The 15,925-nt window shown below is 59.0% G+C and carries 18 protein-coding genes; 9 read left to right on the forward strand and 9 right to left on the reverse strand.

Annotated elements, in window-relative coordinates; genetic code table 11:
* The 4 genes from PDO_RS00545 to PDO_RS00560 form a co-directional block, all read right to left on the reverse strand.
* A partial coding sequence (locus PDO_RS00545) for a D-alanyl-D-alanine carboxypeptidase family protein (RefSeq protein WP_037072118.1) occupies positions 1 to 780 on the reverse strand: 780 nt, incomplete at its 3' end.
* 169 nt (positions 781 to 949) lie between these two features.
* Positions 950 to 1,741: a hypothetical protein gene (locus PDO_RS00550; protein ID WP_007596490.1), complete on the reverse strand. Its 792-nt coding sequence runs from the start codon at positions 1,739 to 1,741 to the stop codon at positions 950 to 952.
* Positions 1,742 to 1,977: 236 nt separating this feature from the next.
* The gene (locus PDO_RS00555) at positions 1,978 to 2,589 is read right to left on the reverse strand and encodes a transglutaminase-like cysteine peptidase (protein ID WP_007596492.1); all 612 of its coding nucleotides are present in this window, start codon (positions 2,587 to 2,589) and stop codon (positions 1,978 to 1,980) included.
* Positions 2,590 to 3,103: 514 nt separating this feature from the next.
* Positions 3,104 to 3,715, reverse strand: a complete 612-nt coding sequence (locus PDO_RS00560; RefSeq protein WP_037072114.1) for a PilZ domain-containing protein — start codon at positions 3,713 to 3,715, stop codon at positions 3,104 to 3,106.
* A 318-nt stretch (positions 3,716 to 4,033) separates the two neighbouring features.
* Here PDO_RS00560 and PDO_RS00565 point away from each other — a divergent pair, with 318 nt between their 5' ends.
* Complete coding sequence (locus PDO_RS00565; protein ID WP_007596494.1) at positions 4,034 to 4,795, forward strand: rhomboid family intramembrane serine protease; 762 nt, start codon at positions 4,034 to 4,036, stop codon at positions 4,793 to 4,795.
* Between the two features lie 108 nt (positions 4,796 to 4,903).
* Positions 4,904 to 5,338, forward strand: a complete 435-nt coding sequence (locus PDO_RS00570) for a CBS domain-containing protein (RefSeq protein WP_007596495.1) — start codon at positions 4,904 to 4,906, stop codon at positions 5,336 to 5,338.
* A gap of 120 nt (positions 5,339 to 5,458) precedes the next feature.
* Here the strand turns inward: PDO_RS00570 and PDO_RS00575 are convergent, their stop codons facing one another.
* The 3 genes from PDO_RS00575 to folE all read right to left on the reverse strand — a co-directional run bounded on the left by PDO_RS00575 (position 5,459) and on the right by folE (position 7,584).
* A complete protein-coding gene (locus tag PDO_RS00575; RefSeq protein ID WP_007596496.1) occupies positions 5,459 to 6,418 on the reverse strand; it encodes a patatin-like phospholipase family protein in 960 nt (319 codons plus the stop codon).
* An 84-nt stretch (positions 6,419 to 6,502) separates the two neighbouring features.
* Complete coding sequence (gene hisI, locus PDO_RS00580; RefSeq protein WP_007596497.1) at positions 6,503 to 6,955, reverse strand: phosphoribosyl-AMP cyclohydrolase; 453 nt, start codon at positions 6,953 to 6,955, stop codon at positions 6,503 to 6,505.
* Between the two features lie 23 nt (positions 6,956 to 6,978).
* Positions 6,979 to 7,584, reverse strand: coding sequence for a GTP cyclohydrolase I FolE (gene folE / locus PDO_RS00585; protein WP_037072125.1), 606 nt, complete (start codon positions 7,582 to 7,584; stop codon positions 6,979 to 6,981).
* A gap of 289 nt (positions 7,585 to 7,873) precedes the next feature.
* On the opposite strand from folE, the gene PDO_RS00590 reads away from it, so the two are divergent.
* The 4 genes from PDO_RS00590 (at position 7,874) to PDO_RS00605 (ending at position 11,805) form a co-directional block, all read left to right on the forward strand.
* Positions 7,874 to 8,320 carry an iron-sulfur cluster assembly scaffold protein gene (locus PDO_RS00590; protein ID WP_007596499.1) on the forward strand — a complete coding sequence of 149 codons (447 nt, stop codon included), beginning with the start codon at positions 7,874 to 7,876 and terminating at the stop codon, positions 8,318 to 8,320.
* A 2-nt stretch (positions 8,321 to 8,322) separates the two neighbouring features.
* Positions 8,323 to 8,694: a membrane protein insertion efficiency factor YidD gene (gene yidD / locus PDO_RS00595; protein ID WP_007596508.1), complete on the forward strand. Its 372-nt coding sequence runs from the start codon at positions 8,323 to 8,325 to the stop codon at positions 8,692 to 8,694.
* Positions 8,695 to 8,841: 147 nt separating this feature from the next.
* A complete protein-coding gene (thrS, locus tag PDO_RS00600) occupies positions 8,842 to 10,842 on the forward strand; it encodes a threonine--tRNA ligase (protein ID WP_007596510.1) in 2,001 nt (666 codons plus the stop codon).
* A 123-nt stretch (positions 10,843 to 10,965) separates the two neighbouring features.
* On the forward strand, positions 10,966 to 11,805 hold the full coding sequence (locus tag PDO_RS00605; RefSeq protein WP_007596512.1) for a lysophospholipid acyltransferase family protein: 840 nt from the start codon (positions 10,966 to 10,968) through the stop codon (positions 11,803 to 11,805).
* 3 nt (positions 11,806 to 11,808) lie between these two features.
* Here PDO_RS00605 and PDO_RS00610 read toward each other — a convergent pair whose 3' ends face one another.
* Positions 11,809 to 12,759: a hypothetical protein gene (locus PDO_RS00610; RefSeq protein ID WP_037072115.1), complete on the reverse strand. Its 951-nt coding sequence runs from the start codon at positions 12,757 to 12,759 to the stop codon at positions 11,809 to 11,811.
* Between the two features lie 109 nt (positions 12,760 to 12,868).
* Here PDO_RS00610 and PDO_RS00615 point away from each other — a divergent pair, with 109 nt between their 5' ends.
* From PDO_RS00615 to PDO_RS00625, 3 genes are all read left to right on the forward strand, one after another.
* The gene (locus PDO_RS00615) at positions 12,869 to 13,453 is read left to right on the forward strand and encodes a nitroreductase family protein (protein ID WP_007596521.1); all 585 of its coding nucleotides are present in this window, start codon (positions 12,869 to 12,871) and stop codon (positions 13,451 to 13,453) included.
* Positions 13,453 to 14,067 (forward strand): flavin reductase family protein, encoded by a 615-nt coding sequence (locus PDO_RS00620; RefSeq protein ID WP_007596523.1) that lies wholly within the window; start codon positions 13,453 to 13,455, stop codon positions 14,065 to 14,067. The genes PDO_RS00615 and PDO_RS00620 overlap by 1 nt, the downstream gene beginning before the upstream one ends.
* A gap of 230 nt (positions 14,068 to 14,297) precedes the next feature.
* Positions 14,298 to 15,437 (forward strand): DUF2336 domain-containing protein, encoded by a 1,140-nt coding sequence (locus PDO_RS00625; protein WP_081593112.1) that lies wholly within the window; start codon positions 14,298 to 14,300, stop codon positions 15,435 to 15,437.
* A 4-nt stretch (positions 15,438 to 15,441) separates the two neighbouring features.
* Here the strand turns inward: PDO_RS00625 and PDO_RS00630 are convergent, their stop codons facing one another.
* Positions 15,442 to 15,849, reverse strand: a complete 408-nt coding sequence (locus tag PDO_RS00630) for a hypothetical protein (RefSeq protein WP_007596527.1) — start codon at positions 15,847 to 15,849, stop codon at positions 15,442 to 15,444.
* Between the last annotated feature and the right edge of the window lie 76 nt (positions 15,850 to 15,925).

Genomic DNA, 15,925 nt, shown 5'->3' on the forward strand with positions numbered 1-15,925 from the left:
GCCGCCGCGCGATCCCGAAGCCTTGGGCAGATAGGCTGCAACCAGCTTGCGCATCGTCGCATCGCGGCTGGCGCCGGACTTGCCACCAAGGACGACAGCAACGATCGAGCGACCGTCAGCTTCGGCGGAGGTTGCCAGATTGAAACCCGCAGCGCGGGTATAGCCGGTCTTGATGCCATCGACACCACGGACATTGCCGAGCAGACGGTTGTGATTGCCGATCACCTGCTTGCCGAACTTGAAGCTGCGGGTCGAAAAGTATCCGTAATATTGCGGGAAGTGCTGACGCAGGGCGATGCCCAGACGAGCCTGATCGCGAGCCGTCGTCATCTGCGCCGTATTCGGCAGCCCATGGGCATTGCGATAGGTCGTCTTGGTCATGCCGAGGTTGCGTGCCTTGGCAGTCATCATCTGGCCGAAACGCTGTTCCGAGCCACCGAGAAATTCACCAAGTGCGGTTGCGACGTCATTGGCGGATCGGGTGACCAGCGCCTGGATGGCCTGCTCGACCGTCAGGCTGCGTCCGGCGCCGACACCGAGCTTTGACGGAGGTTCTGCAGCGGCATTCTTGGAGACCGGCACCTTCGTGCTCAGCGAGATCCGCCCGGCTTCAAGCGCCTCGAAAACCATGTAAAGGGTCATCATCTTGGTCAGGGACGCAGGATAGCGCAGACTGTCCGCATCCTCGCTGTAAAGCACCTTGCCCGTCCTGGCATCGATGACCACGCCCGCATATTTAGGCGCCGCTTGCGCGACGGAGACGCTGAAGCTCGTCATCATCACAAGCGTCAGGGCAGCAACGGCCAGCCTGCGGATACGAGAGGCGAAATAGAGGTTTCCGTAAAATTTATGCACCACGAGACTCTTCAAGCTATGACCATTGCGGACCGGACGCTCCCCCATCGCGACCACTTCCAGACAAAGTAGGGTCTTAGCCTTACCAAGAGGTTTATGATGAACTTTTAGTTGACGGGATCGGACGCATTTTATGCGAGGTTTCGCTGGGTGCGGGCGTTGCGCGCGTGCCGACATAGTTGCGAACGGCTTCATCGATTTTCGCCCAGTCACCAAGCCGGCGGCTGGAAAACCGGTACAGGACGGTCAGGTCTTCGCCGACATGGATGTCCCGCTGGCAGTCGCCATCGGTTGCCTGGGAAGCTTTAACCGGCAAGAGGCAGCGGACCGCATAGGCGTCACCTGCGATCCGGCTGGCGGTGAGCAATGCCTCTCCGTCGAAACCCGCGCCCGGTTTGAATCGTCTTAGAGTGAGCCCGGAGGGTCCGGGATCCGATTGGGGCTCCAGAAGATGCGCGTATATCGCGCTGACGCGCCCCGACATATCGCGAGACATGGTGCTTTGGGAAATCTGAAGGAAAATCAAAGACGGTTCCTGGCTTAGATCGTCGAACCGCCGGCGCAGACTTTTGTCATAACCTGTCATTTCCGGCCAGAGCAGATAGAGGTCGACCTGTTCGGCGGGTCCGCTGACGCGCTGCTGTTCGAACCGGATCGCGTTGGTGGGGAGGCTCAACTGGTCGCGGCCAATCGTGATTGCCAGGATCTCGCGGCTTTCGCTATGGCCGGCGAGAGAGAGTTGCTCGCCATAGATTCGCCCTGCATAGCTGATCGCGGTTGAGGCGATAGCCAGAAAAAACACCAGACAAGTTGCGATGACCAGGAACCGCATCGAGATGAGCGGCGCGTGTTCGTGGGGACCGGTTTCGGCTGTTTCGCTCTGCATGCCTGACCTCGCCTGCGGCGGACGGCAACAAGTTGTGCGAGCGCCGATTCCCTATCGTGAAGGCCAGACGTTCGGCGATTGTGGTTAATGTTGCGTAAACGATCATCGCGGTGAAGGCGTAGAAAAAAGGAGAGCCGGTCCCGGTTGGACGGGACCGGCTCAGTGGCTCCGGTCGGGGACGGGTATGCGGGGGGACAGACCGGGCCAGATTGTAGGCGCTGCCGTCGGCAGGCGCGCTAGTTGGACGATACGCTGCCGACAACGCTCGCGCGTCCGTCCTGAAGCTTGACCCAGCGTGCAGGATCTTCAGACGACTGGCGCTTCAGATAGGTATATTCGGTGTCGGACCAGAGCAGCACCTTGTTGCGCATGTTGTCCAGTACGAAATCGCCGTGATCGGTGCGGATCGTCAGGACGGCATGGCCTTCACCATTGGGCTGGAGGACGACGGTGAGCAGCAGGTCGGCTGGATCGACGCCCTTGTCGATCAGCATCTTGCGCTTCAGAAGTGCGTAATCCTCGCAGTCGCCAACGGTGCGCGGATAGGCCCAGCGCTCTTCTACGCCGTAGATCTCCATATCGGTCAGCGGCGTGATCTGGCTGTTGACGGTGTAGTTGATCTCCAGGATCTCCTTCCACAAAGGTTCCGTCAGCCCCAGTGGACCGCTATCGCGACCAGAGCCCGAACATTCGCCGCTATAGGTCTTGCAGAATTCGTAGTGGCCGATCGGCGGATTGGCTTTGCCGATGACGCGCATGTTCGCAGAGGTGGCGGTGGCCGGTATTGCCAGGCAGCCGACGATTGCGGCGGTCAGAAGTCCAATACCCAGATTTTTCTTTGTTGTCATTGGTTGTCTCCCCGTGATGGAGTCAACATGACATCGAGTTTTTGACCTCTCGCGAAAATGCGAAGTACAAATCGAAGTAAAGTTGATGATAAGGCGATTTTATATTTATATGTATTTGATTATTGTTTGAGTATTGTTTGACGAAAATTGGAGTAAAATTTCAGTCAAAGTTGAGCTAATTTCGGATTTTTCATTCAGTCCATTCGCGGCTTCGTTGATGCAAGACGTTGAAAATAAATGATTTAATTTGTTGGTCACTGCAGCGGCGTTTGGGATGGTCGCGCCTCGCCGCCGCCGTTGATCATATCCGCCGTTCGCGCAGACGTGGTGGCGTCTGTGCTTCAAGGTCGCTCTGGTCGAGACAATGAGACGATGTTCTATTTTGAAGCAGAAATTTATTTTTGCCGGCGACAAAAAAATAAGCGCCTTGTCTTGAGGCGCAGGGCCGTGCTGAAACGAAAAGAGGCGCCAGCGGACGGACCGCTGGCGCCAAAAGTGCGATTTTCAGATGAAATCAGAGAAACTCGGTGAGCGCTTCGCGCGACTGCAGCGACAGAAACTCCACCGCCACACCTTCTGCGAAATGACGAACGACCCGGCCACGCATATTGCCCAGTCGAACGGCAGTGCCGAGTGGCGGACGAATGTCGATATCGACGGCGGCACCGGACAGGGAAAGGTCCATCAGGCGGCAAGGATAGCGCTTACCGTCTTCGAGCGTCAGTTCCGTCCGCGTGTTGCGTGGCGTCAGGCGATCGTGGCGACGGTCTTCCGGCAGTCCGAGCTCATGTTTGTTGGCAATCCAGGTCAGCTGTGCCGCAAGCTTCTCGCGCTTGCGCACGGTCGCGTTGATCGAGATGACGAAACCGTCCTCGGTCAATTTGACGACTGTGCCTTCGATCCGGCCGAGATGGTCGATATATGCGATGATGCGCTCATTCGGGCGCGGCCGACCGGCGCAGGCGAATCGGACATCGCCCGGCGACATGTCGATGACCTTGCATACGTATTCTTCGTAGTCGGCCATCATCAGACGACCCTGCAGGCTGACCGCGACGCGCTGGAAGGCGCGTTGCTGTCCCGGCGAGGCGATCATGTTGCTCTGGCTGGTCTGCGATGAATACATCATGGGCGATCTGTCTATTTCGCGGTTACGAAATGATTATCGGCAAGCTGTTAACATAACGTTTGTTGTGAGCCTCGGTTTTGTTCCGTCTTTTCCGATTTGTGTCCGGCGGTTAAGGTTAAACAAGGGTTGAGATTGCGGCTGCGGCGGGACTGTGGCAAAAACGGCCATCACTTCCCGAAGGTTCGCTTTCGGCACCAACTTGAGGGCGCGGACGTTCCGCAGCCGCCTCTACAGCCACTCGGATATACCGGGTGGCTTTTTTTTGGCGCTCGTCTGGGCTAACTGATTGCTTAGCAATGCCGCGAGGAGCCAGAGATGCAGGAAAATTCAGGGCCGCCCGAAGAGCCTCACGCCGGGCCGGTTGATACCGCGCATCAAAAGGACACCGTGCCGATCTTCAACCTGCCAGGCGGCGTCCTTTTGTCGCTCGCTTTGATCAGTGTCATCTATGCCCTGCAGACGCTGTTTTTCAGCGAAGATACCAATGCCTGGATCGTCTTTGAGTTCGGTTTCTTGCCGCTACGCTATGTCTATCCGCTGGCAGACCAGACATTGGCCTGGATCTGGACGCCGGTGACCTACTCTCTGCTGCATGGCAGTTTTGAACATCTGGCTTTCAACGGCCTCTGGCTTGCCGCGTTCGGCACCCCGGTCTACCGCCGGATCGGCGCGCTCCGTTTTGCCATCTTCTGGGTAATCTCGTCCGCAGCGGCCGCCGGCCTGCACGCTGCCGTCAACTGGGGTTCGCCGTCACCGATGGTCGGTGCTTCCGGCGTGATCTCGGCCCTGATGGGGGCAGCCTGCCGCTTCGCCTTTGGCGGGCGCCAGCGCGGTTACCTGCAGGCTTTCGGCATCGAGCCGCCGTTGCTTTCGGTGCCGGCAGCATTGGCCGATCGCACGGTTCGGGTTTTCATCATCGTCTGGTTTTGCGGCAATGTTGCCGTCGCCTTCGGCTTGCCACTGTTTGGAGATTATGCAGGCATGATCGCCTGGGACGCACATATCGGTGGTTTCCTGTTCGGATTCCTCTGCTTCCGCCCCTTCGATCCCTACAGCCGATCGGTGCGAAACCGCTAAAAATATCTAAATATTGCATTCCTCTTGAATAACATGCACCATTTGTGGATCGCCGCTTTGGGACGGGCTAGCGGTGAGTCCAGACGTGATGAATGTGAGGAGGCAAGCATGACAGCATCTGCGAGAAGCATACTCGAACTAAAGGGCCGTGACGTCGTAACTGTCGGTCCGAGCGTCACACTGGGTGAGGCCGCACATATCCTGGAAGAAAACAAGATCGGTGCGGTCGTGGTTGTCGGCATGGAGAATAGGATCGTCGGCATTTTTACGGAACGCGATGTCGTGCGTGCCATCGGCCAGAATGGCCGGGATGCGTTTGATCAGCCGATTTCCACCTTGATGACCGCGAACGTCTATCGTTGCCGCGAGGACACCAGCGTCAATGAACTCATGGAATTGATGTCCGCCCGGCGTTTCCGCCACGTTCCGGTGGAAGACAATGGCAAGTTGTCCGGGATCATCTCGATCGGTGACGTTGTGAAGTCTCGTATTCGCGAGATCGAGACCGAAGCGGAGCAGATCAAGGCCTATATCGCCGGATAATAACGGCCGACAGCGTTATGCCCGGTTGCTGGCACACTCTTGCGAAAGTGCGGGACTTTGTGAGTGTAGGGCTGAGCAAGCGCAGGACACAAGCGACACTCGCTATCCCGATCCGTCGGGTTAGCGAGATACTGCTTCCTGCATGCGTCGAATTTCGGTGATTCGGGACTTGGTTTCCGCATAGCCGCGCTCGATCGCTTCACCGGCCCGGTGAAATTCTGACAATCCGATATCATTGACGCGCGGATGCAGCGCCAGGTCCGGTGGGTCGCCGGCAAGCCGTGCCCGCGAGATACGGTCCTGGATAATGTTGAACGCTTGAACCATGACGCCGGTCAGGCCCATGCGGTTCGGGTCCCGCACCGGTTCGCTCGTGGTTTCCACCAGTTCGCCGGCGCGATGCTTGACGACGGCCGAGCGGCCGAACAGGTCGTAGTTGAGGTTTACCGCCATGACGATCGGTTGCTCGAGCGCCCTGCACACCGAAACCGGCACCGGATTGACCAGCGCTCCGTCGATCAGCGTACGATTGTTGCAGCGCACCGGCTCGAAGATGCCGGGCAGGGCATAGGATGCACGCAATGCCGTGATCAGGTGTCCGCCATCGATCCACACTTCATGGCCGCTATTGAGTTCCGATGCCACCGCCACGAACGGCTTGGGCAGATCCTCGATCATCAGCCCCTGCAGATGCTCCTGCATCCGCTTGGTCAGGCGCATTCCGCCGAGCAGGCCGCCGCCGCCGATTGTCAGGTCGAGCAGGGAGGCAATGCGGCGCATGGTCAGCGAGCGGGCAAAAACTTCAAGCTCGTCCAGCTTGCCAGCGAGATAACAACCGCCGACAAGCGCGCCGATCGACGTGCCGGCAATCATGCCGACCTCGATGCCCTCTTCGTCAAGGGCACGTAGAACGCCGATATGGGCCCATCCTCGGGCCGCTCCCCCGCCAAGCGCAAGGGCGACCTTGGGTTTCTTGGGCAGTTGAATTTGGGTCGGCAGACCGGATCCCATGCCGCTCGCTTCCCCGACCGAAGGCGCTTCACGCCCCGCTCCGCTGGATCTCAAACTCCAGTTCAGCATCTCCGTATTCCTCACAAGCTGAACACTCCGGCTCGTATTAGGACACTGTATGCTTACGATTTCGTTTAGTTCAAGGTGACCGGACTAAGCCTTGTAGACAGAATCCGGATCAAAGTGCCGGTGATCGTCGGCGATCGTGAGCGCCGGCGCTCCATCGACAATCAGCGCCTGCCGATAAAAGCATGAACGTCGCCCGGTGTGGCAGGTAGCATCGTGCCCGGCGACCTCGACCTTCAGCCAGAGCGCATCCTGATCGCAATCGACCAGGATTTCCTTGACCGACTGCAGATTACCGGAGCTTTCGCCCTTCTTCCAGATCTTGCCCCGCGAGCGGCTGTAATAGTGGCCGATCCCCGTCTCAAGCGTCAGCGCGATCGCCTCGGCATTCATGTGGGCGACCATCAGCAGGGCGCCGTCGTGCGCATCGGTGACAACGGCGGTCACCAATCCATGGGCATCAAATTTAGGCGTGAAGGCCAGCCCCTCCTCAAGAACCGTCTTGTCGGAGGAGGGTGCGTCGAAGTCGATACTGGTCATTGGCAGGCGAAACCCTTAAAGGCTCACCGGCCGCGCACCATGGACATGAAACGTGCCTGATCGGCAGCAGTGTCCTTGAAAGCGCCGGTGAAGGTGGTTGTCAGTGTCGTGGAGCCAGATTTCTGGACGCCCCGCATGGCCATGCACATATGCTCGGCCTCGATGAAAACCGCAACCCCGCGTGGCTTCAGCGTATCCTCGATTGAATGGGCAATCTGCGCCGTCATGTTTTCCTGCGTCTGCAGGCGCCGTCCGAAAACGTCAACGACACGGGCAATCTTGGAGAGGCCGAGAACGCGGCCCTTCGGCAGATAGGCCACATGAGCCTTGCCGATAACCGGCAGCATATGATGTTCGCAATGCGAGAAGAACGGAATGTCGCGCACGAGAACCATGTCGTCGTATCCGCCGACCTCTTCGAACGTCCGTCCAAGAACCTCTTCGATATCCGCGTCATAACCTGAAAAAAGTTCGCCATAGGCTTTGGCGACACGCGCCGGCGTATCTTGCAGTCCTTCGCGTTCCGGATCGTCACCGGCCCAGAGCAGCAAGGTGCGAACGGCCTGTTCGGCTTCTTCGCGCGTCGGGCGCGGCGCTTCTGCGGTCAACTTCTTGACGATGGCATCCATGCCTTTGATCTCCCGGTCCTGACTCTCGCGGACCGCCTGTTTCGCTTTTTCAGACTGTAAATGCGCAATGCGGTTCATATTGCAAGTCCGTTCTGCCAATTAACATCTGCGACACATCATCTGCGGCCAGCACTCTTGTAACATTTGGCGCCGCGACACACATGCAATATAGTTTCACCAAATGCCCTGAAAAGGGAATGGATTGCGACAGGCTGTGGCAAAAGAGCAGACAGCCTGGCGGCATCCACACCGCGCAATATAAAACATCTATGGGCTGCACGGATCGACAATGGACGACATCTACAACACCAAAATCCTCGAATTTGCCGGCAATATCAGCCATGTCGGTATCCTGCCCAACGCGCAGGCAACGGCGGAGAAGCACTCCAAGCTTTGCGGATCACGGGTACGCGTTCATCTGTCGGTCGATAACGACGTGGTCAGCGAATTCTCCCATGAAGTGAAGGCCTGTGCGCTCGGTCAGGCCTCGTCCGGGATCATGGCACTGCATGTCATCGGTGCAACACCGGCAGAAATACGCCAGGCCCGTGCCGATATGCTGGCGATGCTCAAGGAGGGCGGTGAGGGACCGACCGGACGTTTTGAAGACATGCGTTTCCTCAAGCCCGTTCGCGACTACAAGGCGCGTCATGCCTCGACCATGCTGACCTTCGAGGCAGTGGTCGACTGTCTCGATCAGATCGAGCATGCGGCAATGCCGGCCCAGGCCAGCTGATCATGTGCAACGGGTCTGATTGCGGAGATCGTCCGCCTTTGCGACCCTTGTCGAAGGGCCGCAACTGGTCAGGCACCTTCCGCAAGACACCCGGCCGCATTTTCGGCATGGCGATGATAAGGCTCTACCAGCTCAGTCTCTCCAGCCTGATCGGTAGTTCCTGTCGCCATATGCCGACCTGTTCGGAATATGGTTATGAGGCGGTCGCCCGCTACGGCCTGTGGGGCGGCGGCTGGATGACGCTGTTTCGTGTTTCCCGTTGCGGGCCGGGCGGAACCTGGGGTGTTGACCCGGTACCGGAGAGCCTGCCGACAGCGGTGCGCTGGTATGCCCCCTGGACCTATTGGTCGATCGGACGCCAAAGCCACGGCTGATACTCGGGCCGACACGCCGGCCGCCTGAGCAAATTCCTTTACTCAAATCGCCTTTCGGCTTATCAAGCCGGCGTTCATTGGCCGGGCAAGTCACCCGGCATTTTTCACCACCCGCATTCGTTGGCGGGACTGGATAAGGAGACTACCATGTCCGATACCGTTTCCCTGAAATTTCCCGATGGTTCCGTCCGCCAGTATGCTGCAGGCACGACTGGTCGCGAGGTTGCCGAAGCCATTTCCAAGTCGCTTGCAAAGAAGGCTGTCGCGATTGCGCTGGACGGTACCTTGCGCGACCTGTCCGATCCGGTCGTCGACGGCCTGATCGAAATCGTCACCCGCACCGATCCACGCGCGCTGGAACTGATCCGCCACGATGCGGCTCATGTCATGGCCGAGGCCGTACAGGAACTCTGGCCCGGCACCCAGGTGACCATTGGCCCGGTCATCGAGAACGGGTTCTACTACGACTTTGCCAAGAACGAGCCCTTCACGCCCGAAGATCTGCCGAAGATCGAAAAGCGGATGAAGGAGATCATTCAGCGCAACAAGCCTTTCACCAAGGAAGTCTGGCCGCGCAGCAAGGCGCGCGAGGTCTTTGCGGCCAAAGGCGAGGCCTACAAGGTCGAGCTGGTTGACGCGATCCCGGAAGACCAGGACCTGAAGATCTACTATCAGGGCGACTGGTTCGATCTCTGCCGCGGTCCGCACATGGCCTCGACCGGCCAGGTCGGCATGGCCTTCAAGCTGATGAAGGTGGCTGGTGCCTATTGGCGTGGTGACAGCAACAACGCCATGCTGAGCCGTATATACGGCACCGCCTTTGCCGAGCAGGAAGACCTTGATCGTTACCTCCATATCCTGGCGGAAGCCGAAAAGCGCGACCACCGCAAGCTCGGCCGTGAAATGGATCTCTTCCATTTCCAGGAAGAAGGCCCCGGCGTCGTCTTCTGGCACGGCAAGGGCTGGCGCATGTTCCAGACCCTGACCTCCTACATGCGCCGTCGTCTCGAGGGCACCTATCAGGAAGTCAATGCACCACAGGTGCTCGACAAGTCGCTCTGGGAAACCTCCGGTCACTGGGGCTGGTATCAGGAGAACATGTTCGCGGTGAAATCCGCCCATGCCTTCACCCATCCCGACGATGAAGAGGCCGACCAGAAGATCTTCGCGCTGAAGCCGATGAACTGCCCGGGCCACGTGCAGATCTTCAAGCACGGCCTGAAATCCTACCGCGAACTGCCGGTGCGCCTTGCCGAGTTCGGCAATGTCCATCGCTACGAAGCCTCCGGCGCGCTGCATGGCCTGATGCGCGTGCGCGGCTTCACCCAGGATGATGCCCACGTATTCTGCACGGAAGAGCAGATGGCGGCGGAATGCCTGCGCATCAACGACCTGATCCTCTCGGTCTACGAGGACTTCGGCTTCAGCGAGATCGTGGTGAAGCTTTCGACCCGCCCTGAAAAGCGCGTCGGCTCAGACGATCTCTGGGATCGCGCCGAAAGCGTCATGCTGGATGTTTTGAAGACCATCGAGGCGCAGTCGGGCGGGCGTATCAAGACCGGCATCATGCCGGGCGAGGGCGCGTTCTACGGTCCGAAGTTCGAATATACCCTGCGTGATGCCATCGGCCGTGAATGGCAATGCGGTACGACCCAGGTCGACTTCAATCTGCCGGAACGCTTTGGCGCCTTCTATATCGATGACAAGTCGGAGAAGAAGCAGCCGGTTATGATCCACCGCGCCATCTGCGGCTCGATGGAACGTTTCCTCGGCATTCTGATCGAGAACTTTGCCGGCCATATGCCGCTCTGGTTCGCACCGCTGCAGGTCGTGGTTGCCACGATCACCTCGGATGCCGACGACTATGGTCGCGAGGTTGCCGAACAGCTGCGCGATGCTGGCCTGCAGGTCGAGACCGACTTCCGCAACGAGAAGATCAACTACAAGGTCCGCGAGCATTCCGTGACCAAGGTTCCGGTGATCATCGTCTGCGGCAAGCGCGAGGCAGAAGAGAAGACGGTCAACATCCGTCGTCTCGGCTCGCAGGAGCAGGTGTCGATGAGCTTGGCTGAAGCTGTTGCCGTGCTCGCCGGCGAGGCAACCCCGCCGGACGTCAAGCGCAAGCTTGCGGCCCGGGCCGCGCGCTGACGCCAGGTCGCGGGTAGAACAACCACTGACAGGGCCGGGGCGATACCGGTCCTGTCAGAAATATGTCATCGAATTGCGATAAGCCAGATGACAAGACAGTCCGATGGTCGATTGAGGTGGCCAGTGCAGTTCAAAGAACTCTCCTATGCCAACGAACGCGATCCGCGCCTGAAGCGATGGTTTATCCGTTCCATCGAAGGCCTTTCCGGACGCGATCGGTACACCCGCCTGTACGATATCTGGCGCCACGACATTGTCGGCAAGACCGACCGTGTCTTTGGCAAGATGCTTGATCTGATCGATGTCGAGATGAAGGTTCAGGGCGAATGGCCACCGGCCAGTATACCGGATGGTCCGATCGTGATCGTTGCCAACCACCCGTTCGGCATAGGTGACGGCATTGCTGTGCTGGCGCTTGCCGAACAGCTCGGCCGTCCGTTTCGCGTGCTGATCAACAACGAACTTCTCAAGGTTCCGGAACTGGCGCCGTATTCGTTGCCAGTCTCTTTCGAGGAGACGAAGGAAGCCCTGGCGATCAACATGCAGACTCGTCACGAAGCCGTGCGACTGTTGAAGGACGGCGTCACCGTGGTGATTTTCCCCGCTGGTGGCGTCGCGACCGCAAAAAAGGGTTTTGGCCGAGCCGAGGATCTTCCGTGGAAGATCTTTCCGGCCAAGCTAATCCAGGCAGCTAAGGCCAATGTCGTTCCTGTGTTTTTCGAAGGCCAGAACGGCCGCCTTTTTCACCTGGCCAGCAAGCTCTCGTTGACCCTGCGTGTCTCGCTGCTCATTCGCGAGTTTCGCCGCCTGTCCGGCTCGACCATTCGTGCGCGTGTCGGCCAGATGATGACATGGGAAGAATTGAGCGCGCTACCGGATCGCAAGGATCTTCTGTCGAAGCTCTTTGGGGCCGTGTTCAGCATGGCGCCGCCGCCGCGCCGGGCGTTCCGCAAGGCTGGCTGAGGCCTATTTTGTCAATTGCAATTCAACGTCGCTGTTGCGCCCGGCCACGACTTTGAAATCCTGCTGGTATATCTTGTCCTTGTTGCGGGCGATGGCGGTATAGTCGCCTTCCGACAGGACCATGAGCGGAAATGCGCTGACGCTTTCCGCGACCACGTCGCCACCGGATGTCAGGACGGACCACGCCGTATCCGCGATTGCCTCGCCGCCTTCGTCCGAGACCAGTTTGAAGCCGATCTGGGAGGCACGGTGCTGGATCGTCGCTTCAGTCAACTTGCCGGCCTCTACCTTGATATCGGCGCGCACGGCAGCATTGATCGTGCCGTATTCCGACACCACGTGGTAGGTCCCGGCGTTGAGCCTGATGATCGTGTTCGGCTTTACGTCCGCCAGTACCAAGCCGCGCTCGCCATCTGCCTTCACTTCGGTCGAGTAGATGTCAAAGCTGAGATCCTTGTCCGGGATCTGCGTATCCGGCCCGGAAATTGCGCTGAGCAGGAGACCGCCTGCATCCAGAACCATCACCTGGTCTTCGACATTTCCCTGATTCGGTATCGAGAGTTTTTTGGTCGCACCTGCGCGCCCGAAGGAGACATTGACGAAATAATCCCCAGGCGCGAGCTGGAAATCCGCGGAGCCACCTTCGGCGCTTGCCAAAAGCGGCAACTTACCGTCGGGGCCGGGGATCGGGCTGAACACGCGCCAGGACAGACCGTGCTGCATCGGATCGGCATCATTGGTGAGCTTGGCTTCAAGCTTGACATTGCGGCTCTGGATCGCCGGAGCGAGCGCGTTGGCATCGGGCGCCGTGAACGCTTTGAGCTTCGGCATCTTGGTCGAGCCGTTGAGTTGTTTGAAAGTCTCGAAAGCTTCCTGACCATAACTTGTTCCCGCGACCACAAGGGTCACGCAAAACCCGAGAGCGAGCCGGGTCACAATTCGATGGCCTGTCATGCTATGCACTGTTGGTTGACTTCCTGTCCAATGCCAGCAAGTTCAATCCGAACGTGGTGGCAATTTCAAGACAAGTCTGCCACCCGAAGGCTTTCTAAGGTGTTTCAAGATGAAAAATGATATCAAATTAGTGGATTATTTGAGCGTCCGACGCTCTGTCCCTGCATTTCAGATGTGCGAACCCGGCCCGAGTCGCGAAGAAATCGAAGCGATTCTGACTTTGGCCGTGCGCGTGCCTGACCATGGCAAGATCGCGCCCTGGCGTTTCGTGGTCTATCGCGGCGCAGAGCGGGCTCGCCTTGGCGAGGAACTTCTGGCCATGGCTCTCGCGAAAAATCCCGACCTGTCGGCCGAAATGATCGAAGTCGAGCGCAACCGGTTTACCCGTGCGCCGGTCGTCATCGCCGTGATCTCGACAGCGGCTCCACATTTCAAGATCCCGGAATGGGAGCAGATCATGTCGGCCGGCGCAGTCTGCCTCAATCTGCTGATGGCTGCCAATGCCCATGGTTATGTCTCGAATTGGCTGAGTGAATGGTTCGCCTTCGATCAGCAGGCATATCCGCTTCTGGGCGTGAAGCAGGGCGAAAAGGTCGCCGGATTCATCCACATCGGCTCCACCACCTTTCCGATCATCGAGCGTCCGCGTCCGGCACTTGCCGATGTTGTGACCTGGCAGGGCGACGACGATTGATGTTCTACGACACACTAAGCAACGCCCACGGCATGGCCCACGATCCGTTCAAGGCGATCGTGGCGCCGCGGCCGATTGGCTGGATCGGCTCCAGGGGAAGGGACGGCAGCCGCAACCTGTCGCCTTACTCCTTCTTCAATGCCGTCAGTGACCGGCCGAAGATCGTCATGTTCTCATCGAGCGGACGCAAGGATTCGCTGCGAAATGTCGAGGAGACCGGCGTGTTCACGGCAAACTTCGTCTCTGGCCCTTTGATCGGCGCAATGAACGCCTCTTCGGTGGCCGTACCTTATGGCACTGACGAGTTCGCGATTGCCGGTCTGACGCCGGTCGATGGCCGCCTCGTCGATGCACCTTACGTTGCCGAATCTGTCGCCGTGCTCGAGTGCCGGGTGACGACAATCACGACTTTGAAGGACATGGGCGGCGCCGACACCGACAGTCATGCGGTATTCGGCCAGGTAGTCGGCATTCACATCGATGAAAGCGTGATCCGTGAAGGTCGGTTCGACCTGGCGCTCGCGCAGCCGATCATGCGTCTTGGCTATATGGACTATGCCGGGATTGGTCCCATCTTTGAACTTGGCAGGCCGAAACCTCCCACAGCTGTCTGATCGCCAGTCCGCATCCGAATCGAAAAGCGCCAGCTGACGGCTGCCTTGCTGCGGGCCCCTTGGCCGCTTTGGCCGCTGGGATTTCATCTGAGCCAGCCGTCAGGGCTCAAAATTCGACAGATGCAGCCGGTTAATGAACGTGGTGAACAATTCATAAAGACTTTCTCGCTAGCATCGAAATCAGGTCTTCGGGCCGCGTGTGGCATTTCTCGTAGCGAGTGGGTTTGACAGTGATCGTGGCAACTTTTCTGCGTTGGGTTGAAACGGCAAGGTCTCAGGATCGAGCCCGCGCAGCCAATACGCTGGCGAGAGCTTACCTGCGTGCAGCGATCACGCCCGGTGAGCGGCAGGCAGCCCAGGCGGCCATGACTTACCTTCTCGACGACCCTTCGCCGCAGGTTCGCCTGGCGTTGGCAGAAGTTCTGGCCTGTGAACCCAACGCACCCCGCGCGATCATGATCTCCTTGGCCGAAGATCAGCCGGAAATTGCCTCTGCCGTCATTCTTCTGTCGCCGGTTCTGGCTGATGCCGATCTGGTCGATATCGCCGGACGAGGTACCGTAGAGACCCGCGCTCTGGTGGCCGCGCGAAAGAGCGTCAGTGTCGGCGTGGCGGCAGCCCTTGCCGAAATCGGCGATGCAGCCGAACTTGAGGTTCTGCTGGAGAATTCCGGCGTCTGTTTTACCCGTTTCACCCTGCGCCGCATTGCCGAGCGCCACGGCCGCAATGAGCATATTCGTGCGCTCCTGCTGGATCGCGAGGACCTTCCCGCCGGTGTTCGCCAACTGCTGGTCCAGTTTGTCGCTGAAGCCCTGGCAGGCTCCGATCTCGTCCGCGGCGCTGTTGGAATGCGCCGCATCGAGCGGGTGGCGCGCGAAGCCAGCGATACAGCGACAATGGCGATCGTAGGCACGGTTCACGGCGATGAACTGAACCCGCTTGTCGAGCAGTTGCGCGAGGCAGGTCGGCTGACGCCGGCGTTTCTCATGCATGCGCTGTGCGCCGGCCGCACCGATTTCTTTGCGTCGGCAATTGTCTCGATTTCAGGTCTGGAAGAGCGCCGGGTGCGATCCATTCTGGCGACCGGCCGTTTTCATGCGGTTCGTGCCCTTCTGGAAGCAGCAGGGCTCGGCCGCGACCTGAGCACGCTGTTCGTCGATGCCATCATGCAATGGCGCGACCTCATCCAATCGACGCATGGGCTGGACCTCGACCACATCGCCGACCGCCTGATCCGCCGCTATCGCAATGAAGCAAACCTCAGCGATGCGGCAAGAGCTCTTCTCGATGTCGTCGAGCGGCTGGCAATTGCCGAAGAACGCCGCCTTGCCCGTGACTATGCGTCCGGAATAGCGCTTGCCGCGGCCTGAGCCGCTAGCGGACAATCTTCTTCGCGACCCATGAATAGCTGTCGGAAACGACATGAATGGGTGTCTCGAAAATCATCTTGATTTGCGCCGTGCCGGGCAGTACTTCGCGGATTGTTTCCATTGCGCGCGCAGCAAGCGTCTTCTTTTCGGCCTCTGGCGGCTCGGCTTCCGGTGTCCCCGTTTCGACGGCGGGTGCCGGCACGGCAGCAGCTATGCCGTCAGGATGCGGTTCCTGGCATACGGCAACCGCTGTCGGGTAGCTGATATTGGAATAGCGCTCCAGCACGGTTTCAGCCGCCGCATCGCAGAGCGAGATCGAAACGAACCGTTCCGGCGCTGTTTCCACGTATTCGCACTCGTTGACACTGTCGTCGCAGCCCAGGATCGTCATCAGGATCAAAGCTGTCTTCATTGCGTCATGGCTCCTTGCGCAGCGGCGTGTGTTCGAATGTCGGCTTGACGAAACAAGACGATTGCAGCCAAAGCAA

It is taken from the genome of Rhizobium sp. PDO1-076, assembly GCF_000247475.1.
Taxonomy (GTDB): Bacteria; Pseudomonadota; Alphaproteobacteria; order Rhizobiales; family Rhizobiaceae; genus Allorhizobium.

Bases quoted from the DNA above. Each gene is read 5' to 3' on its own strand.
- PDO_RS00620 (WP_007596523.1), top strand. From the start codon at position 13,453: ATGTTCTACGACACACTAAGCAACGCCCACGGCATGGCCCACGATCCG.
- PDO_RS00630 (WP_007596527.1), bottom strand. From the start codon at position 15,849: ATGAAGACAGCTTTGATCCTGATGACGATCCTGGGCTGCGACGACAGT.
- PDO_RS00560 (WP_037072114.1), bottom strand. From the start codon at position 3,715: ATGTATTCATCGCAGACCAGCCAGAGCAACATGATCGCCTCGCCGGGA.
- PDO_RS00615 (WP_007596521.1), top strand. From the start codon at position 12,869: ATGAAAAATGATATCAAATTAGTGGATTATTTGAGCGTCCGACGCTCT.
- PDO_RS00550 (WP_007596490.1), bottom strand. From the start codon at position 1,741: ATGCAGAGCGAAACAGCCGAAACCGGTCCCCACGAACACGCGCCGCTC.
- folE (WP_037072125.1), bottom strand. From the start codon at position 7,584: ATGGATGCCATCGTCAAGAAGTTGACCGCAGAAGCGCCGCGCCCGACG.
- thrS (WP_007596510.1), top strand. From the start codon at position 8,842: ATGTCCGATACCGTTTCCCTGAAATTTCCCGATGGTTCCGTCCGCCAG.
- PDO_RS00555 (WP_007596492.1), bottom strand. From the start codon at position 2,589: ATGACAACAAAGAAAAATCTGGGTATTGGACTTCTGACCGCCGCAATC.
- PDO_RS00565 (WP_007596494.1), top strand. From the start codon at position 4,034: ATGCAGGAAAATTCAGGGCCGCCCGAAGAGCCTCACGCCGGGCCGGTT.
- PDO_RS00590 (WP_007596499.1), top strand. From the start codon at position 7,874: ATGGACGACATCTACAACACCAAAATCCTCGAATTTGCCGGCAATATC.
- PDO_RS00570 (WP_007596495.1), top strand. From the start codon at position 4,904: ATGACAGCATCTGCGAGAAGCATACTCGAACTAAAGGGCCGTGACGTC.
- hisI (WP_007596497.1), bottom strand. From the start codon at position 6,955: ATGACCAGTATCGACTTCGACGCACCCTCCTCCGACAAGACGGTTCTT.
- PDO_RS00610 (WP_037072115.1), bottom strand. From the start codon at position 12,759: ATGACAGGCCATCGAATTGTGACCCGGCTCGCTCTCGGGTTTTGCGTG.
- yidD (WP_007596508.1), top strand. From the start codon at position 8,323: ATGTGCAACGGGTCTGATTGCGGAGATCGTCCGCCTTTGCGACCCTTG.
- PDO_RS00575 (WP_007596496.1), bottom strand. From the start codon at position 6,418: ATGCTGAACTGGAGTTTGAGATCCAGCGGAGCGGGGCGTGAAGCGCCT.